Origin of the sequence: Paracoccus sp. FO-3, from assembly GCF_006386455.1 — a bacterium.
Lineage (GTDB): Bacteria > Pseudomonadota > Alphaproteobacteria > Rhodobacterales > Rhodobacteraceae > Paracoccus > Paracoccus versutus.
In genome coordinates this window covers 30,846-50,042 of record NZ_VCBQ01000032.1, presented here as the reverse complement: position 1 = coordinate 50,042, position 19,197 = coordinate 30,846, and the positions used below count along the sequence as shown (strand labels likewise).

The 19,197-nt window shown below is 70.6% G+C and carries 20 protein-coding genes; 8 read left to right on the top strand and 12 right to left on the bottom strand.

Annotated features, from left to right (window positions below; translation table 11 throughout):
- From FE811_RS11150 to FE811_RS11100, 11 genes are all read right to left on the bottom strand, one after another.
- Positions 1–245, bottom strand: a 245-nt coding sequence (locus FE811_RS11150; protein WP_140847623.1) for a biotin/lipoyl-binding protein, incomplete at its 3' end; no start/stop codon positions are given.
- The gene (locus FE811_RS11145; protein ID WP_243783818.1) at positions 238–870 is read right to left on the bottom strand and encodes a CerR family C-terminal domain-containing protein; all 633 of its coding nucleotides are present in this window, start codon (positions 868–870) and stop codon (positions 238–240) included. The genes FE811_RS11150 and FE811_RS11145, both read right to left, overlap by 8 nt.
- Positions 871–1,010: 140 nt before the next feature.
- Complete coding sequence (locus FE811_RS11140) at positions 1,011–1,928, bottom strand: sugar kinase (RefSeq protein ID WP_140847618.1); 918 nt, start codon at positions 1,926–1,928, stop codon at positions 1,011–1,013.
- Positions 1,925–3,373 (bottom strand): mannitol dehydrogenase family protein, encoded by a 1,449-nt coding sequence (locus FE811_RS11135; RefSeq protein ID WP_140847615.1) that lies wholly within the window; start codon positions 3,371–3,373, stop codon positions 1,925–1,927. Before FE811_RS11135 ends, FE811_RS11140 begins: the two co-directional genes overlap by 4 nt.
- The gene (gene uxuA, locus FE811_RS11130) at positions 3,370–4,578 is read right to left on the bottom strand and encodes a mannonate dehydratase (protein WP_140847612.1); all 1,209 of its coding nucleotides are present in this window, start codon (positions 4,576–4,578) and stop codon (positions 3,370–3,372) included. The genes FE811_RS11135 and uxuA overlap by 4 nt, the downstream gene beginning before the upstream one ends.
- An 18-nt stretch (positions 4,579–4,596) precedes the next feature.
- A complete protein-coding gene (locus FE811_RS11125; protein WP_140847609.1) occupies positions 4,597–5,754 on the bottom strand; it encodes an alpha-hydroxy acid oxidase in 1,158 nt (385 codons plus the stop codon).
- A gap of 4 nt (positions 5,755–5,758) precedes the next feature.
- Positions 5,759–6,802, bottom strand: a complete 1,044-nt coding sequence (locus FE811_RS11120) for an L-idonate 5-dehydrogenase (protein WP_140847605.1) — start codon at positions 6,800–6,802, stop codon at positions 5,759–5,761.
- Between the two features lies 1 nt (position 6,803).
- Positions 6,804–8,084, bottom strand: a complete 1,281-nt coding sequence (locus tag FE811_RS11115; protein ID WP_140847602.1) for a TRAP transporter large permease — start codon at positions 8,082–8,084, stop codon at positions 6,804–6,806.
- Positions 8,085–8,088: 4 nt separating this feature from the next.
- A complete protein-coding gene (locus FE811_RS11110) occupies positions 8,089–8,595 on the bottom strand; it encodes a TRAP transporter small permease (protein ID WP_072461176.1) in 507 nt (168 codons plus the stop codon).
- 64 nt (positions 8,596–8,659) lie between these two features.
- The gene (locus FE811_RS11105) at positions 8,660–9,640 is read right to left on the bottom strand and encodes a TRAP transporter substrate-binding protein (RefSeq protein ID WP_140847600.1); all 981 of its coding nucleotides are present in this window, start codon (positions 9,638–9,640) and stop codon (positions 8,660–8,662) included.
- Between the two features lie 25 nt (positions 9,641–9,665).
- Positions 9,666–10,346 carry a GntR family transcriptional regulator gene (locus tag FE811_RS11100; protein WP_140847597.1) on the bottom strand — a complete coding sequence of 227 codons (681 nt, stop codon included), beginning with the start codon at positions 10,344–10,346 and terminating at the stop codon, positions 9,666–9,668.
- Between the two features lie 937 nt (positions 10,347–11,283).
- Here FE811_RS11100 and FE811_RS11095 point away from each other — a divergent pair.
- The 8 genes from FE811_RS11095 (at position 11,284) to FE811_RS11060 (ending at position 17,911) form a co-directional block, all read left to right on the top strand.
- Complete coding sequence (locus FE811_RS11095) at positions 11,284–12,297, top strand: LacI family DNA-binding transcriptional regulator (protein WP_052096047.1); 1,014 nt, start codon at positions 11,284–11,286, stop codon at positions 12,295–12,297.
- Between the two features lie 67 nt (positions 12,298–12,364).
- Positions 12,365–13,033 carry an amino acid ABC transporter permease gene (locus FE811_RS11090; protein ID WP_036757342.1) on the top strand — a complete coding sequence of 223 codons (669 nt, stop codon included), beginning with the start codon at positions 12,365–12,367 and terminating at the stop codon, positions 13,031–13,033.
- 4 nt (positions 13,034–13,037) lie between these two features.
- A complete protein-coding gene (locus FE811_RS11085; RefSeq protein WP_208021280.1) occupies positions 13,038–13,691 on the top strand; it encodes an amino acid ABC transporter permease in 654 nt (217 codons plus the stop codon).
- A 35-nt stretch (positions 13,692–13,726) separates the two neighbouring features.
- Entirely contained in the window at positions 13,727–14,524 is a 798-nt protein-coding gene (locus FE811_RS11080) for a transporter substrate-binding domain-containing protein (protein WP_114535371.1), read from the top strand.
- A gap of 52 nt (positions 14,525–14,576) precedes the next feature.
- On the top strand, positions 14,577–15,311 hold the full coding sequence (locus tag FE811_RS11075) for an amino acid ABC transporter ATP-binding protein (RefSeq protein ID WP_036757349.1): 735 nt from the start codon (positions 14,577–14,579) through the stop codon (positions 15,309–15,311).
- A complete protein-coding gene (locus tag FE811_RS11070) occupies positions 15,308–16,264 on the top strand; it encodes a 2-hydroxyacid dehydrogenase (protein WP_140847594.1) in 957 nt (318 codons plus the stop codon). Before FE811_RS11075 ends, FE811_RS11070 begins: the two co-directional genes overlap by 4 nt.
- The gene (locus FE811_RS11065) at positions 16,242–17,177 is read left to right on the top strand and encodes a sugar kinase (RefSeq protein ID WP_140847591.1); all 936 of its coding nucleotides are present in this window, start codon (positions 16,242–16,244) and stop codon (positions 17,175–17,177) included. The genes FE811_RS11070 and FE811_RS11065 overlap by 23 nt, the downstream gene beginning before the upstream one ends.
- Positions 17,174–17,911, top strand: coding sequence for a fumarylacetoacetate hydrolase family protein (locus FE811_RS11060; protein WP_140847588.1), 738 nt, complete (start codon positions 17,174–17,176; stop codon positions 17,909–17,911). The genes FE811_RS11065 and FE811_RS11060 overlap by 4 nt, the downstream gene beginning before the upstream one ends.
- 163 nt (positions 17,912–18,074) lie before the next feature.
- Here the strand turns inward: FE811_RS11060 and FE811_RS11055 are convergent, their stop codons facing one another.
- A complete protein-coding gene (locus tag FE811_RS11055; protein ID WP_140847585.1) occupies positions 18,075–19,184 on the bottom strand; it encodes a 3-hydroxyacyl-CoA dehydrogenase NAD-binding domain-containing protein in 1,110 nt (369 codons plus the stop codon).
- Positions 19,185–19,197 lie beyond the last annotated feature (13 nt).

Sequence of the window (19,197 nt, the reverse complement as noted above, 5' to 3'; positions counted from 1 at the left end):
CGGGCCTGGGCGGCCTCGGCCGCGGCCAGCGCCAGCGCGGCGTCGCGGGTTTCCAGCATGGCCACGGCCTGCCCGGCCTCGACGCGGTCGCCGCGCTGCACGGCCAGCGCCTTGATCCGGGCCGTCGCCACGGGGGCGATCTGCACATGCTCGCCCTCGGCATAGCCGGTGCCCAGGGGCGGCGGCGGGCCGCAATGGGAAAACAGCGCGGCAAGAAAGGCCAGCGAGCAGATGAAATCAGCCATCCGCGCCCCCGGTCATCCGGTCCAGGTTGGCCAGCATCCGCCGGGTGATCGCCCGCGCCTCGGCCCGTGCATAATGCCGCCAGCCCATCCGGCGCTGGACGATGGGCGCGGCCACGCGGAAATAGACCGCCTGCCCGATCAGCGAGAACACGGCCAGCTTCACCTCCTCGGCCTCTGCCGGCTCGCCGGTCGCGGCGGACCAGAGCGCGCAGAGCGCGCGGTGGCGCGGTTCGATCAGCGTGGTATAAAGCCGGTCCAGCACCGGGCTTTCCGGCTCGGCCAGTTCGCGCAGCACGAAGGCCACCGCGTCGCTGGCCGCGGGGCTGACGATCATGAAGGTGACGATCCGGCGCACCAGCCGCCGCAGCAGCAGCCGGGCGTGGCGGGGGTCCGGCCGGTCCTGCAAGCCGGGCAGGGGCCGGGCGACCTGCGCCACCCGCTCGGCCACCGCATCGGCGCAGGCGATGCGCAGCCCGTCCTTGCCGCCGAAGTGATAGGCGATGGACGAGATGTTGGTGCCCGCCTGCGCGGCGATGGCCCGCGTCGAGGCAGCCTGGAACCCGCCGCGGCCGAATTGCTGCATGGCGGCCCCGATCAGGGAAAGGCGGGTGGGATGCGGGTCCATGCCGATCACGCCGAAATGTCAATCAAACGATTGATACAGGATTTTCGGCCCGGAGTCGAGCCCGCAGGCATCCGCCCTTCGGGCAGGATGCGAAAAGACCGCCCGGTGCCTGCCGCGGCAGGGCCATGGGCGGCCGGGGCTCAGCCCTGTGCGACCGCCTCGGGCACCAATGCGCCGCGATGGCGGATCACCCGGCGGCTGAGGTCATGCGCCCGGCGGATGGCGGCGGGGATGTCGGCGCCGTCCAGCCGCGCGGCCAGATAGCCGGCGTTGAAGCTGTCCCCGGCGGCGGTGGTGTCCACCGGCACCTCGCGCGGCAGGCCCTCGACCAGCCCCGCGCCTTCGCGCCCGCCATAGCGGATGGCGTCGCCGCCCGCCTTGACCACGACCTGCCCGGCCCCGCGCGCCAGATAGCGCGCCACCGTCGCCTGCGGATCGGCATCGCCGAAAAAGCTGCGTTCGTCGTCGAAGCTGGGCAGGACCAGGTCGGCGACGGCCGCCGCCGCCTCGATCTCGCGGCACATGGCGGCGGCGTCGGGCCAGAGCCGGGGCCGCAGGTTCGGGTCGAACACCACCTGCGTGCCCGCCGCGCGCGCGGTTGCCAGCGTCCCGATCAATGCGGCACGGCCGGCCGGGGGCAGGATGCCCAGGGTGATGCCCGAGAAATAGGCGATGCCGACCCCTGCCAGCGCCGAGGCCAGCGCCGCCGGGTCGTCGGCCAGCCCCTTGGCCGCCGAGGTGTCGCGCCAATAGCTGAAGCTGCGCTCGCCATCCTTCAGCGAGATGGCATAGACCGCGATCTCGCGGCCGGGGTCGCGGCCCACATGGGTCGCGTCGATCCCCTCGGCGGCCAGGAAATCGACCATCTGCTGCGAGAATTCGCCCAGGCCCACGCGGCTGCAATAGGCCACGCGCCAGTCGGCCGGCAGCAGACGGCGCAGATACCAGGCCGTGTTCAGCGTGTCACCGGCGATGCCCAGCCGCCACAGCCCGTCCTGGCCCGAGGGCGACAGTTCGACCATGGCCTCGCCGATGGAAAGGATGGACTTGCCGGTCACGATGCCAACTCCGTCGCCATGGCCGCGCGCAACCCGTCGCGGCGGATACGCGTCAGGGCCTGCCGCACTGTCCCGGTGAAGGCGGCATCGCCGACCAGCGAAGGCGGCGCCAGCCCCGGCAGCCCCAGGACCGAGCGGGCCAGGGCCTCGTCGTCCCCGCCCGCCTTGCGGGCCAGATCCAGCAGCACCGGGCCGCGCGGATCGTCCGGCGCCTGTTCCTGCCCGGCCAGCCATGCCAGCCAGACCGCGGTGGCGAAGGCAAAGGGGCGGGCGTCGCCGCCGGCTTGCAGCAGTTCGGCCGCGGGGGCGAACCAGCGCTGCGGCAGCTTCTCGGTGCCGTCCATGGCGATCTGCCGGGTCTGATGGGCGATGGCGGGGTTGGCAAAGCGCGCCAGCAGCGCCGCGGCATAGGCTTCGGGGTCGAGCCCGGCGCCCTGCGGCAGGGTCGCGCCTGCCGCCTGCATGTGGCGCCGGACCAGAGCCGCCAACGGCGGGTCGGCCATGGCGTCGCGGACATGGGGCAGCTCCAGCATCTGCCCGGCATAGGCGATCAGCGAATGGCTGCCGTTCAGCATGCGCAGCTTCATCGCCTCATGCGGGCGGACGTCGCGCACGAACAGCGCGCCGCCGGCCTCCCATGCCGGGCGGCCGTGCGGGAAGTGGTCCTCGATCACCCATTGGCTGAAGGGCTCGGTCTCGACCGCGGCCAGGTCGCGATGGCCGGTCAGCGCCTCGACATCGGCCAGGGTGCGCGCGGTCGTGGCCGGGGTGATGCGGTCCACCATGGTCGCCGGAAAGGCGACGTGATCGGCGATCCAGCCGGCCAGGTCGGGGTCGCGGCGGCGGGCAAGGCCCAGCACGCCCGCACGCAGCAGCGCGCCGTTGTCGGGCAGGTTGTCGCAGCTCAGCACGGCAAAGGGCGCGGCCCCGGCCTCGCGCCGCGCCGCCAGGGCGGCCAGGATGATGCCCAGCACGCCCTGCGGCGCCTGCGGCTGCGCCAGATCGGCGGCGACCGCCGGATGGGCCGGATCGGCATCCATGGCCGCGCGGTCGATGCCATAGGCCTTTTCCGAGACGGTCAGCGACAGGATGCGGATCGCGGGATCGCAGGCGGCACGCAGGATCGCCGCCGCATCGCCGCCGATGGCCGGGCCATGCGCACCGATCACCCGCGCCCGGTCGCTTTCCGAACGCTCCAGCACGGTGAAAAGCCCGTCCTGCCCGTTCAGCGCATCCGGGATCTCGCGGCTGCGCAGGTTGGCGCCGAGGATGCGCCAGTCGCCGCCCTCGGCCGCCAGCGCGTCGTCGGTATGGACCGCCTGATGCGCGCGATGGAAGGCGCCCAGCCCCAGATGCAGGATGCCCATGCCATGCGCGGCGCGGTCATAGCGCGGCCGCGCGACGCCGGGCGGCAGGTCGGCAAGGCTGGCCAGGCGCGGGCTCATGGCCGCGCCCCGTGGCTCAGCGCCAGCTCGACCCCGCGCAGCTCGGCCAGGCCCTTGAGCCGGCCGATGGCGGGATAGCCGGGCTGGCCGCCGCGGCCGATGTCGTCCAGGATGTCCTGGCCGTGGTCGGGGCGCATCGGGATTGTCGCATCGGCGCGGCCGGCGGCGCGGCGCTTGGCCTCCTCGCGCAGCACGGCGGCGACCAGCGCCACCATGTCGGTCTGGCCGCCCAGATGCTCGTCCTCGAAGAAGGAACCGCGGATCGCGTCGCTGTCGCGGCGCACGTTGCGCAGGTGCAGGAAATGCACCCGGTCGCCCAGCCGCTCCATCATGCCCGGCAGGTCGTTGTCCGGCCGCGCGCCCAGCGAGCCCGAGCAAAGCGTGATGCCGTTCGCCGGCAGGTCCACGGCGGCCATGCGCTCGGCGCAATCGGCCTCGGTCGACATGACGCGCGGCAGGCCCAGCAGGCCAAAGGGCGGGTCGTCGGGATGGCAGCAGAGCCGCACGCCGATCTCTTGCGCGACCGGGACCACCTGTTCCAGGAAGTCGTGGAAATGCCGGCGCAGCACCGCGTCCGTCACCGGGGCATAGCTTTCCAAGAGCGCCCGCACGTCGTTTAGGCTGAAATGCTCGGCCGCGCCGGGCAGGCCGAAGACCACGTTGCCGGCCAGCTCTTCGCGGCGGGCATCGTCCATCGCGGCAAAGCGGCGGGCGGCTTCCTCGCGGATCTCTTGGGGGAAATCCTCGGCTGCGCCCCTGCGCTGCAGGATATGGATGTCGAAGGCGGCGAAATCGGTGAAGTCGAAGCGCATGCAGCGCGCGCCGTTCGGCCTCCGCCAGGCCAGGTCGGTGCGGGTCCAGTCCAGAACCGGCATGAAGTTATAGCAGATCACCTCGATCCCGGCGTCCTTCAGGTGACGCATCGAGGTGATCCAGTTGGCGACATGCGTCCGCCAGTCGCCGGTCTGGGTCTTGATCGCCTCGCTGACCGGCAGGCTTTCCACCACCTCCCATTTCAGGCCCGAGGGCGCGCCGTCCGCCATCACCGCCAACTCGGCCTGCCGGCGGGCGATTTCCTCGGGGGACCAGACCGTTCCGGTCGGGACGTGGTGCAGGGCGGAGACCACGCCCTGGACCCCGGCTTGCAGCATGTCGTCGATCGAGACCCGATCCTTGGGGCCGAACCAGCGCCAGGTATGTCGCATTCACGTTTTCCTTGTTCCTCAGGCGGCATTGCCGCGGTCGTCCGGCCACAGGCAGCCGGGACCGAAATCCTTGATGTCGTTGACGCCGCAAAGCGCCATGGTGATGTCCATTTCGCGGCGCAGGATAGCCAGCGCCGCCTCGACGCCCTTCTGCCCCATGGCGCCCAGCCCATAGGTGAAGGCGCGGCCGACAAAGACGGCGTTCGCGCCCAGGGCGATGGCCTTCAGCGCCTCCTGTCCCGACTGGATGCCGCTGTCGAGATAAAGCGGAAAGTCCGGCCCGACCGCGCGCCGGATCGCCGGCAGGGCGCGGATGGTCGAGGGCGCGCCGTCGAGCTGCCGTCCCCCGTGGTTCGAGACCAGGATCGCGTCGCAGCCGGTGTCCCGCGCGCGCCGCGCGTCCTCGGGGTCGTTGATGCCCTTCAGGATCACCGGCCCGCCCCATTTGCGGATGATCTGTTCCACCCGCGCCCAGTCCAGCCGCTGGTCGAACTGGCGCGCGGTCCAGTCCATCAGGTCGCCCAGGCTTTCGACGCCGCGGGCGTGGCCGACGATATTGCCGAAGCTGCGCCGGCGCGTGCCCAGCATCCCCAGCGCCCAGCGGGGATGCAGCGCGATGTCGATCAGGTTCGGCAGCGTCAGCCGCGGCGGCGCGGTCATGCGGTTCTTCAGATCCTTGTGGCGCTGGCCCTGGATGGTCAGGTCCAGCGTCAGCACCAGCGCCGTCACCCCGGCGCGGCGGGCGCGCTCCAGGATGTCCTCCAGGAACGCCTCGTCCCGCAGGGTGTAGAGCTGGAACCAGAACGGCGCGCCGGTCGCCTGCGCCACGTCCTCGAGCGAGCACATGGACATGGTGGACAGGGTGAAGGGCACGCCGGCGGCCTGCGCGGCGCGGGCGGCGTGGATCTCGCCATCCGGGTGCTGCATGCCCAAGAGGCCCACCGGAGCCAGCGCCAGGGGCATCGAGACCCGCTGGCCCAGCATGGTGGTGGCAAGGTTGCGGGCCTCGATGTTGCGGGCGACGCGCTGGCGCAGCAGGATGCGTTCGAAATCGGCGCGGTTGGCGCGATAGGTGCTGCCCGTCCAGGCGCCGACATCCACGTAGTCGTAGAACATGCGCGGGACGCGCCGCCGGTGCAGGCGGCGCAGATCCTCGATCTCGGTGATGACCGGCATGGGTTCAGGCCCCGAAATCCAGCTGCACCTTGACCGCCTGTGCCCGGTCGCCGGCCAGGTCGAAGGCGCGCTGCGCCTCGGCCGCCGGCAGAACCTGCGTGACCATGGGCGACAGGTCGATCTGGCCCGCGCCGATCATGCGCACGGCCTCGGCAAACTCGCGGTCGAAGCGATGGGTGCCGACCAGGCGCAATTCCTTGGCGACGATCAGGTTCAGGGGCAGGGGCAGGGTGCCGCCGACGCCGATCTGGACCATGGTGGCCTGCGGCCGCGCCAGGCCGATGGCCTGCGCGATGGCATGCGGATTGGCCGAGCATTCCAGGACCACGTCGACCTGGCCCTTGCCCTCGGCCAGGTCGGCCAGGGCGTCGGGCTGTTCGGCCACGTTCACCGCCCGGTCCGCGCCCATGCGGCCGGCGATCCCCAGGGTGAAGTCCTGCACATCCGTCACCACGACCTCGGCCGCGCCGCGCAGCCGGGCCAGCGCGGTGCAGATCGCGCCGATGGGACCGGCGCCGGTGATCAGCACCCGCTGGCCGGACAGGTCGGGCGCCATGCTCAGCGCGTGCAGGCAGACGGCCAGCGGCTCGGCCCCGGCCGCGGCCTGGGCACTCGCCCCCTCGGGCAGCGGCAGGCATTGGCCGACGGGGTGATACAGCCGGTTGCGGAAGAAACCGTCCTCATGCGGCAGCCGCATGGCCGAGCCGCTGAAGCGCATGGCCAGGCAATGCCGCTCGGCCCCCGCGCGGCAATAGTCGCATTCGCCGCAGGGGCGCGAGGGCGACAGCGCCACCAGCTGCCCCGGCACCAGGCCGGACCCCTCGGGCGCGGCCTCGACCACGCCGGCGGCCTCGTGGCCCAGCACGATGGGCTGGCGCACCCGGACCGGGCCGAAGCCGCCGTCATGGTAGTAATGCAGGTCCGAGCCGCAGATGCCGCCGCGCAGCACGCGGACCAGGGCGGCGCCCTCGGCGGGCTGCGGCTCGGCCAGGGGCTCGATCCGCAGGTCATGGGCCGCATGCAGGCGGCAGGCGATCTCCTGTGTCATGTCAGTTCCCCATCAGCGTCGTCGGCAGCCAGGTGGCGAAGGGCGGGTAGTAGGACACCAGCAGCAGCACGATGATGTTCGAGATCAGGAAGGGGATGACCGCGCTGATGACCTTGGCCAGCGGCTCGCGGGCGATGTTGCAGGCGACGAACAGGCAGACGCCCACCGGCGGCGTGGTCAGGCCGATCATCAGGTTCAAGACCGCGAAGGTGGCGAAATGCAGCGGCTCGATGCCGACGCTGGTCGCCAGGCCAAGCAGCGGCACGAACAGGATGATGAGCGCGGCGATGGTCTCCATGAACATGCCGATCGTCAGCAGCAGCACGTTGATCAGCAGGATCACCAGGATCGGGTTGTCGGTGATCGCCAGCACGCTGCTGACCAGCATCTGCGGGATGCGCTCGGACGCCAGGATCGAGCCGAAGACATTGGCGAAGCCCACCAGCGCCAGGATGCCGGCCGAGGAGATCGCGCTGTTGACGATGATGCGCGGCACCGCGCGGATCGGCAGCTCGCGATAGACGAAGGTGCCGATCACGAAGGCGTAAAGGCAGGCGACGATGGCGGTCTCGGTCGGCGTGGCGATGCCGGTCAGCAGGCCGCCGATGATCAGCCCGGTCATGGCCAGCGCCCAGAAGGCGGCGAGGAAGGCCGCGATCAGTTCGCCGAAGCCCTGCCATTGCTGGCGCGGATAGTTGCGGCGCACGGCGAGGATGTAGCAGGTGATCGCCATGCCGATGCCCATCAGCACGCCCGGAACCGCGCCGGCCAGGAACAGCTGGCCGACCGAGATGCCCGACAGGGCGCCGACGATGATCATCGGCACGCTGGGCGGCAGCATCGGCCCCACCGTGGCCGAGGCGGCGGTGATGGCGGCGGCGAAATCGCCGGGATAGCCGGATTTCTTCATGCCGGGGATCATGACGCCGCCGGTCGCCGCGACATCGGCGACGGCCGTGCCCGAGACGCCGCCGAACATCATCGAATCCGCGACGTTGGCCATGGCCAGCCCGCCGCGCATCCAGCCCACCATGGCATTGGCCAGGCGGATGATGCGCTCGGTGATGCCGCCGAAGTTCATCAGGTTCCCGGCCAGGATGAAGCCGGGGATGCACAGCAGGACAAAGACGTCCATGCCCGCATACATGCGCTGCGGGATGATGACGACCGGCAGGCCCGCCGTCAGGATATAGGCGAGCGAGGCAAGCCCCAGGCAGACCGCGACCGGCACGCCAAGCGCCAGGGTCACGAAGAAGGTGGTCAGAAGCAGGAAAAGATCCATGGGCTCAGGCTTCCTCGGCAAGATGGGGGCGCCCGTCGTCGGTGCCGGCGATCATGCCGACCACCCGCAGCAGCGCGAACAGGAACAGCAGGACGGACAGCACCAGCACCGAGGCGTGGATGATGTCCATCGGCCAGCGCAGGCTGGGCGAGCGCTGGAAGGCGCCGATGGTGGTGAATTTCCAGGCCGGCCAGATCATCACCCCGCCAAGCGCGGCGGTGCAGATCGCCGCGATCAGCCGCATCCACCAGGCGCGGGCTTCCGAGACGGTTTCCTGCAGCAGGTCCACGTTCACCAGTTCGCCCGTCATCAGCGACAGGCCGATGCCGAAGGCGGTCATGTAGAGCAGCAGGTAGCGCGACAGTTCCTCGGTCCAGACCGGCGAGGGCAGGCCGAAGGTCCGGGTGGCGATCTGAAGCGTGACCACCACGATCAGCGCGAAGAAGGCGATGCCCACCGCGAACCGGCTGGCCGCCGCGACGCCGCGTTGCAAGAGTGCCAGGTTTTTCATGGTTCCAAACCCTTGGGGGAAAGTGCCGGCGCGGGTGTTTGCGCCGGCTCCGTCCCGTTGCCGGTCAATGGTTGAACAGGTCCTCGACGACGGGGCGGATGCTGTCGTCGACGCTTTTGATCACCGCATCGCGCGAGCCGTCGGCAAAGGCTTTCTGGTCGACCTCGACGAAGGTCATGCCCTTGGCCTCCAGGTCGGCGCGGATGGCGTCCTCGTCTTGCAGGAACTGCTCGCGCTCGAATTCCTGGGCGATGCGGGCGGCCTCCAGCACATGGGCCTGGTCCTCCTGGGACAGGCGCTGCCAGACCTGCTCGGCGATGGTCAGGTAGATCCAGCTGCGCACGTGTTCGGTCTGGTTCACATGGCTCTGCACCTCGTTCAGCGAGGCGGCCTGGATCAGCGCCAGCGGGTTTTCCTGCCCGCCGATGGTGCCGTTCTGCAGCGAGGTGAAGACCTCCGAGAAAGCCATCGGCGTCGGCTGGGCGCCAAGCGCGGTCCAGGTGTCGACGAACAGCGGCACGTTGGGCACGCGCAGCCGCATCCGGTTCAGCTCGGCCGGGGAGGTGATGGGGTGGTTCGCGGTCAGGTTGCGCGGGCCGCGGGCGAAATAGGCGATGGGCCGGACCTGCGCGCGCTCGATGACCTGCGCCTCGATCTGCTTGCCGATCTCGCCGCCGGCGACCTCGTCCATGTGCTCAAGCGACTGATAGGCATAGGGAATGGCCAGCAGCGCGGCCATGGGCGCCCAGTTCTGCAGGCTTTCGCCGGTAATGGTCATCTCGACCGTGCCCAGCTGCATGCCGTTGATGAGGTCCATCTCGCGGCCCAGCGAGTCGTTCGGAAAGACCTCGACGGCGATGCGCCCCTCGGTCAGGCGGTCAAGCTCTTCGGCGAATTTCAGCGATGCCTTGTGCCACGAGTTCTGCTCGTTCGCGAGATGGCCGAGCTTCAGCGTCAGTTCGGCGGCCGAGGCGCCCATGGCGGAAGCGGCGGTCAGGCATGCCACGGCCAGCGCCGCGAAGCGGCGGCGGTTCAGGGTGATCATCGTTCTCCTCCGGGATGATGCGGGGTCAGGGTATGAAAAGTTCGGGGCGCGCGCGCGAGATCTCGGGCAGGTCGTTGAGCAATTCGCGCAGGTGGCGGCGCATGGCCGCTTCGGCCAGGCCGGGGTCGTGGTTGCGCAGGCCCTCCACGATCTCGGCGTGCTGGCCGATCAGCTTCTGGATGTCGAAGGTGCGTGCGGTGATGTGGCGCAGGCGGTTCATCTGCGATTTCAGCCCTTCCAGCACCTCCCAGACCGCCTCTTGCCCGGCGGCCACGGCCAGCAGGCGGTGGAAGCGGTCGTCCAGCCGCACGAAGGTTTCGGCATCGTTGCGGGCGACGGCGACGCTCTGCTCCTCGATCTCCTGGTCAAGGCGGGCGAGCAGCCTGTCGTCGGCCTGTTCGGCCAGCATGCGGATCAGGTCGCTTTCGACGGCCTCGCGGATCAGCCGCGCCGACAGCACCGCCGAGACCGAGATGCGGCGGATATAGGTGCCGCGCTGGGGCCGGACCTCGGCCAGCCCGTCCGCGGTCAGGCGGATGAAGGCCTCGCGCACCGGCTGGCGGCTGACGCCGACCTGGTTGGCGATCTCGGTCTCGCTCAGCCGCGTGCCGGGCGGCAGTTCGCCGCGCAGGATCGCGTCGCGCAGCCAGTCATAGACCTGCGGCGCGGTCGAAAGCGTGAAGTCGATATTCGGCTGCATGGACATGATTCTTCTCCCTCGCCTGGATGTATTGCATACTTGCATACTAGTAAATAGAAAACAGCGCGGCGAGCTGCTGAAGCCGTTCTCGCCCCCTTCATGCTAGATCATCCGTCCGCCATGTGGCGACCGGATTTCCCCCGCTGCCCGCTTGCTTATCCCTTGCCGGTCTCGGCCAGCCCTCTGAGCAGGACGCTGGTCTCCGTCCGGGCTTCGCAAGGGTAGGGAAGCGAGACGTTGCGGCTGACCCTGGGCCTGGCAATGGGTATGGCCACAGAGCGGGCCCTTCTGCCGATGGCGAGGCGACCTCTGCGGCGACCGGCACAATGATCGGCCATGGCGAAGACGATGCGGCTCCCGATCCTGGCCGTCCGCCCGAACCGGGTCCGGCGACCCGCGATCTGGCGCGCGCTTCGCGGCACCCTGCGGCAAAAAGCGAGCTTCCTAAAAAGATCGCATCCTGGGCTTCTGGCCGTGCGAACGGCATGAGCGGCAGTTGGTGCGAGGCTGGCGGGCAGGGCACGGGCGGCGGCTGAGCCCAGCAGGGCGGCAAGAGGCCCAGTCATGGGAAAATCCTTCGGGAAGACATGCAGATGCCTGCGCCGCGCAGGGATGGGTCTGGCGTGACGTCGGTTCAGGAGGGAATGCAGCTGGTGACTGGCCCGGCGGGATCAGTGCCTGGCAGGTGGAGCCGGCCTTATCCGGGGCGCAGCTGCGGGCGGGGTGCTCGGCGCGCCGATCCTTGCGGAACTGTCCAGACATTCGGCGATGCGAGCGGCGCTTCCGGCAGGACCAGCTTGCCGAGCGCCCGATCTTGCGAGGCCATCCCCTGCGCCGGCCGGGCCTGGGGCAAGGCCCGCGACAAGGGACGATCCGCTGCGGGCTTGACATCCCGCCCGCCGGCACGAAAGCCATGAGGGGACGTCATGAAGGGGGGATCGCCATGCAGCGCAAACGGGTCACGCTGGACGAGGTCGCGCGAATGGCCGGGGTATCGCGGGCCACCGTGTCGCTGGTGGTGCGCAAATCGCCCCTGGTCGCCGACCATACCCGCGAGAAGGTCGAGCAGGTCATGGCCGAGCTGGACTATGTCCGCGACATCGGCGCCGCACGGCTGCGCAACAACAGCAGCCGCACCGTGGGGGTGATCGTGCCGAACCTGGTGAACTCGTTCTTCACCGAGTTCCTGGCCGGCGTCGAGCGGGTGATGGGCGAGGACGACCGGGTCGTGCTTCTGGCCAACAGCCAGGACGATCCGCGGCGCCAGGACGACATCCTGCAACGCTTTCGCGGCCATGGCGTCGACGGCGTGATCCTGTGCCCGGCGGCGGGGACGCCGCCCGACCTGCCGGCGCGCATGCGCCGCTGGGGCCTGCCCATGGTGCAGTCGCTGCGCGAGATCGACCGCGGGGCCACCGACTACGCCGGCGCCGACTATATCGAGGGCGTGCGGCTGGCCGTGCAGCACCTGGTGCGGCTGGGCCGCCGCCGCATCGCCTTCCTGTCGGTCGGCGCTCGCACCTCGGCGCGCGAGGAGCGGCTGGCCGGCTTTGCCCGCGCCCTGGCCGAGACCGGCGCCGAGGATGCCGGCATCGTCGAGGCCGACCTGACCTGGGAGGGCGCCGCGCGCTCGGCCGCCGAGGTGCTGGCATTGCAAAGCCGGCCCGAGGCGGTGCTGTGCTTCAACGACGTCCTTGCCGCCGGGCTGATGCTGGGCCTGCGCCGCGCCGGGCTGGAACCGGGGCGCGACCTGGGCGTGGTCGGCCTGGACGATCTGCCGCTGGCCGAGCTGACCTATCCGCCGCTGACCAGCGTCGCCATGGACCCCGCCGGCATCGGCGTCGCCGCCGCGCGCCTGCTGGCCCGGCGGCTGGCCGACCCCGATGCGCCGCCCGAGCGCGCGATCCTGGCGCCGCGGCTGGTGATCCGGGACAGCAGCGGGCCCGAGGCGGGTTGACTTTTGCATTCATCCGATTTAGATCGTTCTAAATCGCAGGAATCGACGCATCAGCAGGGGAGGGCAGATGTATCAGTTCAACTTCCAGCCGGTTTTCGGCAATCTCGACCTGCTGCTTTACGGCGCCTGGCTGACGGTGCGGCTGTCGCTGATGGCCATGGTGCTGGGGCTGGTCGTCTCGGTCCTGGGCGCGGTGGCCAAGACCTCGGGCATCCGGCCCCTGCGCTGGCTGGTCGATGTCTATGTCGAGGTGATCCGCAACACGCCGTTCCTGGTGCAGATCTTCTTCATCTTCTTCGGCCTGCCCGCCGCCGGCATCAGCCTGTCGCCGAACACCGCCGCGCTGGTGGCGCTGGTGGTCAATGTCGGCGCCTACGGCACCGAGATCATCCGTGCCGGCATCGAATCGATCCCCCGCGGCCAGATCGAGGCCGGGCGGGCGCTGGGCCTGAGCCCCGCCCAGATCTTTCGCTATGTCGTCATGGTCCCGGCGCTGCGCAACATCTACCCGTCGCTGACCAGCCAGTTCATCTACCTGATGCTGACCTCCAGCGTGGTCTCGGTCATCTCGGCCAACGACCTTGCCTCGGCGGGGGCGGACCTGAACGCCCGCACCTTCGCCAGCTTCGAGATCTACCTGGTGCTGACGATCCTGTATTTCGTGCTGGCGCTGGGGTTCTCGACCCTGTTCGCCGCCATCCGCCGCGCCTTCTTCACCTATCCTGCGAGCCGCTGAGATGATCCGCGAATTTTCCTCTGCCGACATCCTGTTCATCGTCTCGGCCGTCCGCTGGACGCTGATCCTGTCCGTCATCGCCTTCCTTGGCGGCGCCATCGGCGGGCTGGCCGTCGCGCTGGCGCGGACCGCCCAGGGCCGGCTGCGGCGCCGGATCGCGGCGGGCTTCATCCAGGTGTTCCAGGGCACGCCGCTGCTGATGCAGCTGTTCCTGGTCTATTTCGGCCTTGCCGTCCTTGGCCTGCCCATCGACCCGCTGCTGGCCGCGGCCGTCGCGCTGACGCTGCATGCCAGCGCCTACCTGGGCGAGATCTGGCGCGGCGCGATCGAGGCGGTGCCGCCGGGCCAGACCGAGGCGGCGGTGGCGCTGTCGCTGTCCTACCGGGACCGGATGCGCCATGTCGTGCTGCCGCAGGCGATGCGGCTGGCGACCGCGCCGACCGTGGGCTTCCTGGTGCAGCTGATCAAGGGCACCTCGCTGGCCTCGATCATCGGCTTTACCGAGCTGACCCGCGCCGGGCAGATCATCAACAACGCGACCTTCAAGCCGTTCCTGGTCTTTGGCACGGTGGCCGCGCTCTATTTCGTCCTGTGCTGGCCGCTGTCGCTTCTGGCCCGGCACATGGAGGCGCGCATGCGGCTGGCGATCACCCGCTAAAGCCCCGCGCAGACGATTTCACGGAGGAGGAAACCATGAAACTGAACCGTCGCATCTTTACCGCCCTGGCCGCCGGCGCGCTGGCCATGGGGCTCGCGCTGCCCGCAAGCGCGGCCGACCTTGACGCGATCAAGAATGCCGGCACCGTCCGGGTGGGCATGCTGGTCGATTTCCCGCCCTTCGGCATCCAGGACGCCTCGGGCAAGCCCGACGGCTATGACGCCGACGTGGCCAAGGCGCTTGGCGAATTCCTGGGCGTGCAGGCACAGATCGTGCCGGTGACCGGGCCGAACCGCATCCCCTATCTGCTTTCGGGGCAGGTGGACGTGCTGGTCGCCTCGCTGGGCATCACCGCCGAGCGGGCGGAGAAGGTCGATTTCTCGAAACCCTATGCCGGGATCAGCATCGCCGTCTATGGCGACAGCGGGCTCGAGGTGGCCGATGCCGCGGGGCTGGCCGGCCAGTCCCTTGCCGTCGCCCGCGCCTCGACCCAGGACACCGGCGTCACCGCGGTCGCGCCGCAGGGCACCGACATCCGCCGCTTCGACGACGACGCCAGTGCGGTGCAGGCGCTGATGTCGGGCCAGGTCAGGCTGATCGGGCTGTCGAACGTGGTCTTCTCGCAGGTCGCGGGCGTCGCCGGCGACCGTTTCGACAAGAAGTTCGACCTGTCGAGCCAGGTGCAGGGCATTGCCGTCGCGCCGGGGTCGGATGCGCTGCTGGAGCAGATCAACGCCTTCGTGGACCAGGCGAAAACCGACGGCACGCTGGACCAGATCCATCAGAAATGGCTGGGCGAGCCGCTGCCCGATTTCGTCAGGAACGCCCAGTGACGCGCGCCGCGCGGCCGTGCCCCGGCCGCGTGCCATCCCAGGGGAAAGCCACATGACCGAACATGCCATCATCATGCGCGCCGTGAACAAGTATTATGGTGCCTATCACGCCCTGGTCGACATCGACCTGACCGTGTCGCGGGGCGAGCGCATCGTCATCTGCGGGCCCTCGGGTTCGGGCAAGTCGACGCTGATCCGCACCATCAACCAGCTCGAGCCCATCGAATCCGGCACGATCGTCGTCGACGGGGTGGAACTGACCGCCGGCGGCGACAATGTCGCCAGGGTGCGGCAGGATGTCGGCATGGTCTTCCAGTCCTTCAACCTGTTCCCGCACATGACCGTGCTGGAGAACTGCGTCCTGGCGCCGATGAAGACCCGCAAGATCCCGCGCGCCGAGGCCGAGGCGACGGCGCGCAAATACCTGGAGCGGGTGCGTATCCCCGAACAGGCCGACAAGTATCCGGCGCAGCTGTCCGGCGGCCAGCAGCAGCGCGTCGCCATCGCCCGCGCGCTGTGCATGAAGCCGCGAATCATGCTGTTCGACGAACCGACCTCGGCGCTCGACCCCGAGATGGTCAAGGAGGTGCTGGACACCATGATCGACCTCGCGCGCGAGGGGATGACCATGCTTTGCGTCACCCATGAGATGGAGTTCGCCCGCGCCGTGGCCGACCGGGTGATCTTCATGGACAAGGGCGTGATCGTCGAAGAGAACGCTCCCGCGGAATTCTTCGGCAACCCAAAGAACGAGCGGTTGCAGAACTTCCTGGGCCAGATCGCATGACCCGCCCCCGCCCCCGCCCCCGCATCCTGGCCCTGGCCGAGCTGAAGCCGCAGGACATGGCCGACCGCCTTGCCGCCGACTACGAGGTGGTCCGCGACATCGGCGCCGCCGCGGATGTCGAGGTGGTGCTGACCGCCGGCAATGTCGGGATCACGGCGGCGCAGATGGCGCGGCTGCCGGCGCTGCGGCTGGTCGCGGTGAACGGCGTCGGCGTCGATGCCGTCGACCTGGCCCAGGCGCGGCATCGCGGCATCGCCGTCACCACCACCCCCGACGTGCTGTCGATGGCGGTGGCCGAGATGGCGCTTGGCCTGGCGCTGGCCGCCGGCCGCCGCATCGCCGAGGGCGACCGCTTCGTCCGTGCCGGCCAGTGGTCCTCGGGCGGCAAGCTGGGCCTCGGCTGCTCGGTGCTCGAGCGCCGCGCCGGCATCCTCGGCTATGGTCGCATCGGGCGCCGGCTGGCCGAGCTGCTGCGCGGCATGGGGATGGACGTGCTCTATACCGCCCGCCGCGAAAAGCCCGGCGCGCCGGACGGCTTTCGCCCCGATGCGCTGGCGCTGGCGCGGGATTGCGACCTGCTTTTCGTCACTGCCGCCGGGGGCGAGGATACGCGCGGCCTGGTCGATGCCGGGGTGCTGGCGGCGCTTGGCCCCGACGGCATCCTGGTCAATGTCGCCCGCGGCCCGGTGGTCGATGCCGGGGCGCTGGCGCAGGCGCTTGATGCGGGCACCATCGCCGGGGCCGGGCTCGACGTCTTCGACGACGAGCCGAACGTGCCGCAGGCGCTGCTCGATGCGCCCAATTGCGTGCTGACCCCGCATATCGGCTCGGCCACGGCCGAGGCGCGGCGCGCGATGGCGCAGCTGGTGCTGGACAATATCGCCGCCCATTTCGCCGGCCGGCCGCTGCCCACCCCCTACGAGGTCCAGGATGCGCTACCTTTGCATCGGTGAGCCGCTGGTCGAGTTCACCGCCCGCCGCGATGCGCCCTCGACCTTCGACCGGCGCGCGGGCGGCGACACGCTGAACAGCGCCGTCTATCTGGCGCGGCTCTTGCCCGCCGGCTCGGTCGGCTACCTGTCGCGGCTGGGCGACGACGCGATGAGCGCCTGGCTGCGCGAGGTGCTGGCCGAAGAGGGCATTGCCGATCTGTGCGGCCCCGAGCCGGGCGGCCGGCCCGGACTGAGCTTCATCTCGACCGATGCGCGGGGCGAGCGCAGCTTTCTTTACTGGCGCGACCAGGCGCCGGCGCGGCGCATGTTCGACAATGGCGATGCCGCGCTGCGTGCCGTGGCCGAGGCGGGGACGGTGCTTCTGTCCGGCGTCACGCTGGCGATCCTTCTGCCCGAAAGCCGCGAGCGGCTGCTGGCCGCGCTGGAACGGCGGCAGGCGGCGGGGGGGCGGATCGTGCTGGACACGAATTACCGCCCCGCGCTTTGGCCCGATGCCGCCACGGCGCGCGCGGTGATCGGCCGCGCGGCCGCCCTGGCGACGCTGGTCCTGCCCTCGCTGGACGACCTGGCCTCCTGCTTCGGCATCCCGGACCCGGCCGGGGCGATGGCGGCCCTGGCCGGGCTGGGCGGGGCCGAGATCGTTCTGACCACCGGCGGCGGCGAGGTGCTGCGCCGCCCGCCCGGCCAGGACCGGATCGAGTCCCACCCGCTGCCCCCCATGGTTGCGGCGGTCGATACCACCGGCGCCGGCGACAGCTTCAACGCCGGCTGGCTGGCCGCCTGCGACGCCGGCCTGCCCCCGGCCGCGGCCGTGGCCATTGCCGCCCGCCTGGCCGCGGTCGTCGTCGCCCATCCCGGCGCGGTCATTCCGCGCAGCGCCATGCCCGATCTGGGCCTGAGGGTGGCGACATGAGCGCCGCTTTCCATCCCGAGGCCGCCGCCCGCGCCCTGCTGGCGGTCCACCGCGGCGCGCCGCGCCTGCCGGGCCTGACCCCGCCGCCGCCCGATACCGCCGCGGCCTATGCCGTGCAAAGGGCGGTGATCCGCGCCCTTGGCGGCGGTGCCTGGAAGATGGCGCTGCTGGCCGGGCGCGATCGCCATGCCGGCGCGCTGCCGGGGCAGGGAACCGTGCGAACGGGCGCCTGCCTGCCCTTGCCCGCCGATGCCTGTATCGAGGTCGAGACCGCCTTGGTCCTTGGCGCCGACCTGTCGGCGGGCGCCGGCCCTGCCGCGGCGGCGGCTGCCATTGCCGAGGTCCGGCTGGCCTTCGAACTGGTCGCGCCGCGCCTTGCCGACCGCAAGGCGGCGCAGCCGCTGGAGCTGATGGCCGACGGTTTCGGCTCGGCCGGGATCGTGCTGGGCGATGTGCTGCCCGGCTGGCGCGACGGCATGACCGGCCCGCTGGGGATCGAACTCTGGCTGGACGGGCGCCGGGTCGCGGCCCCGGAGGCCGTGGCGAGCCTGGCCGAGGCGGTGGATTTCCTGGCCTGGCTGGCTGGCCACGCGGCGGCGCAGGATCTGCCGCTCTGCCGCGGCGATGTCGTCATCACCGGCGCGCGGATCGGCCCCCTGCCGCTGGACGGCGCCCGGATCGCGTGCGCCCGCGCCGGCGGGGCCGAGGTCTCGGCCCGTTTCGTAGGGGCCTGACAGGCTGCTGAAAAAGTCCTTGCGACAGGACAGCGCGGGCGGGGAACCGGGAAATCCGCCTCAAATTTGCCGAAAACACCCCATTTCGGGCCGATATCAGCTGGATCCAGAACGATTTCCGCTGCGCCGCCCTCTCAAAACCTTTTTCAGCGGCCTGCTAAGGTCAGCGCGCCAGCATGGGGGCGGGCCGGTAACGGCCGCGCAGATGGACCGGCGCTTGGGCGGCCAGCCGGTCCAGCCGGTCCAGCACCTGCTCGCGCCCCCGCGCGGCCAGGATCTGGAACGGCCCGCGCGGGAAGTTCAGGCCCAGCCGCAGCGCCGTGTCGATGCCGTCGGGCGTGGTGCCGCCCTCGGCCAGGAGCCAGCCGGCCTCGTTGACCAGCGTGGCCTCGATGCGCAGGGCGATGGCATCGTCGGGGGCGGGATCGGGCTTTTCCGGGTAAAGGAAGCCCCGCCCGGTCTTGCGCCCCAGATCGCCCGAGGCGACCTGCCGGCGCAGCGCCTCGAAGACGTGATAGCGCGGATGGCCCTGCATCGCCGCCGCCAGGCTTTCGGTCGCGGCCAGGTTGATGTCGGCGCCGACCAGGTCGATCAGCCCGAAGGGGCCCAGGGCGTAGCCCGCCGCCAGCATCGCCGCGTCGATTTCCCCGGCGCCACGGCCTTCCTCCAGCAGCGCCAGCGCCTCGCCATAGAACGGCCGCGCGCAGCGGTTGACGATGAAGCCGGGCCGGTCGGGGCATGGGATCACGGTCTTGCCCGCCGCCTCGGTCAGCCGGCGCGCGCGTTCCAGCGCCGCCGCGCCTGTGCCGGGATGCGCCACCAGTTCCACCAGCTTCATCACCGGCGCCGGGTTGAAGAAATGCAGGCCCAGCAGGCGCTCGGGCCGGACCAGCCCCTCGGCCATGGCGCCCACCGACAGCGACGAGGTATTGCTGGCCAGCACCGCATCGGGGGGCAGCACCGCCTCAAGCGCCGCGAACAGGGCGCGCTTGACCTCGATGCGCTCGACCACCGCCTCTATGGCCAGATCGGCGCGGCCCATCGCCTCGGGGCCGTCGACCACGGCGATGCGCGACAGCAGCGGCTCCAGGTCGGCCTGCGCCAGCTTGCCCGACCGCACCCGCGGCGCAAGGCTGGCGCGCAGCCGGTCCAGCGCCGTCTCGCGCGCCTTCGGCACGGCATCGGTCGCCAGCACGGCAAGGCCCGCGGCGGCATAGGTCTGGGCGATGCCCAGCCCCATGGTCCCCAGCCCAATCACGGCGATGGTGGTCATGTCGGAATCTCCG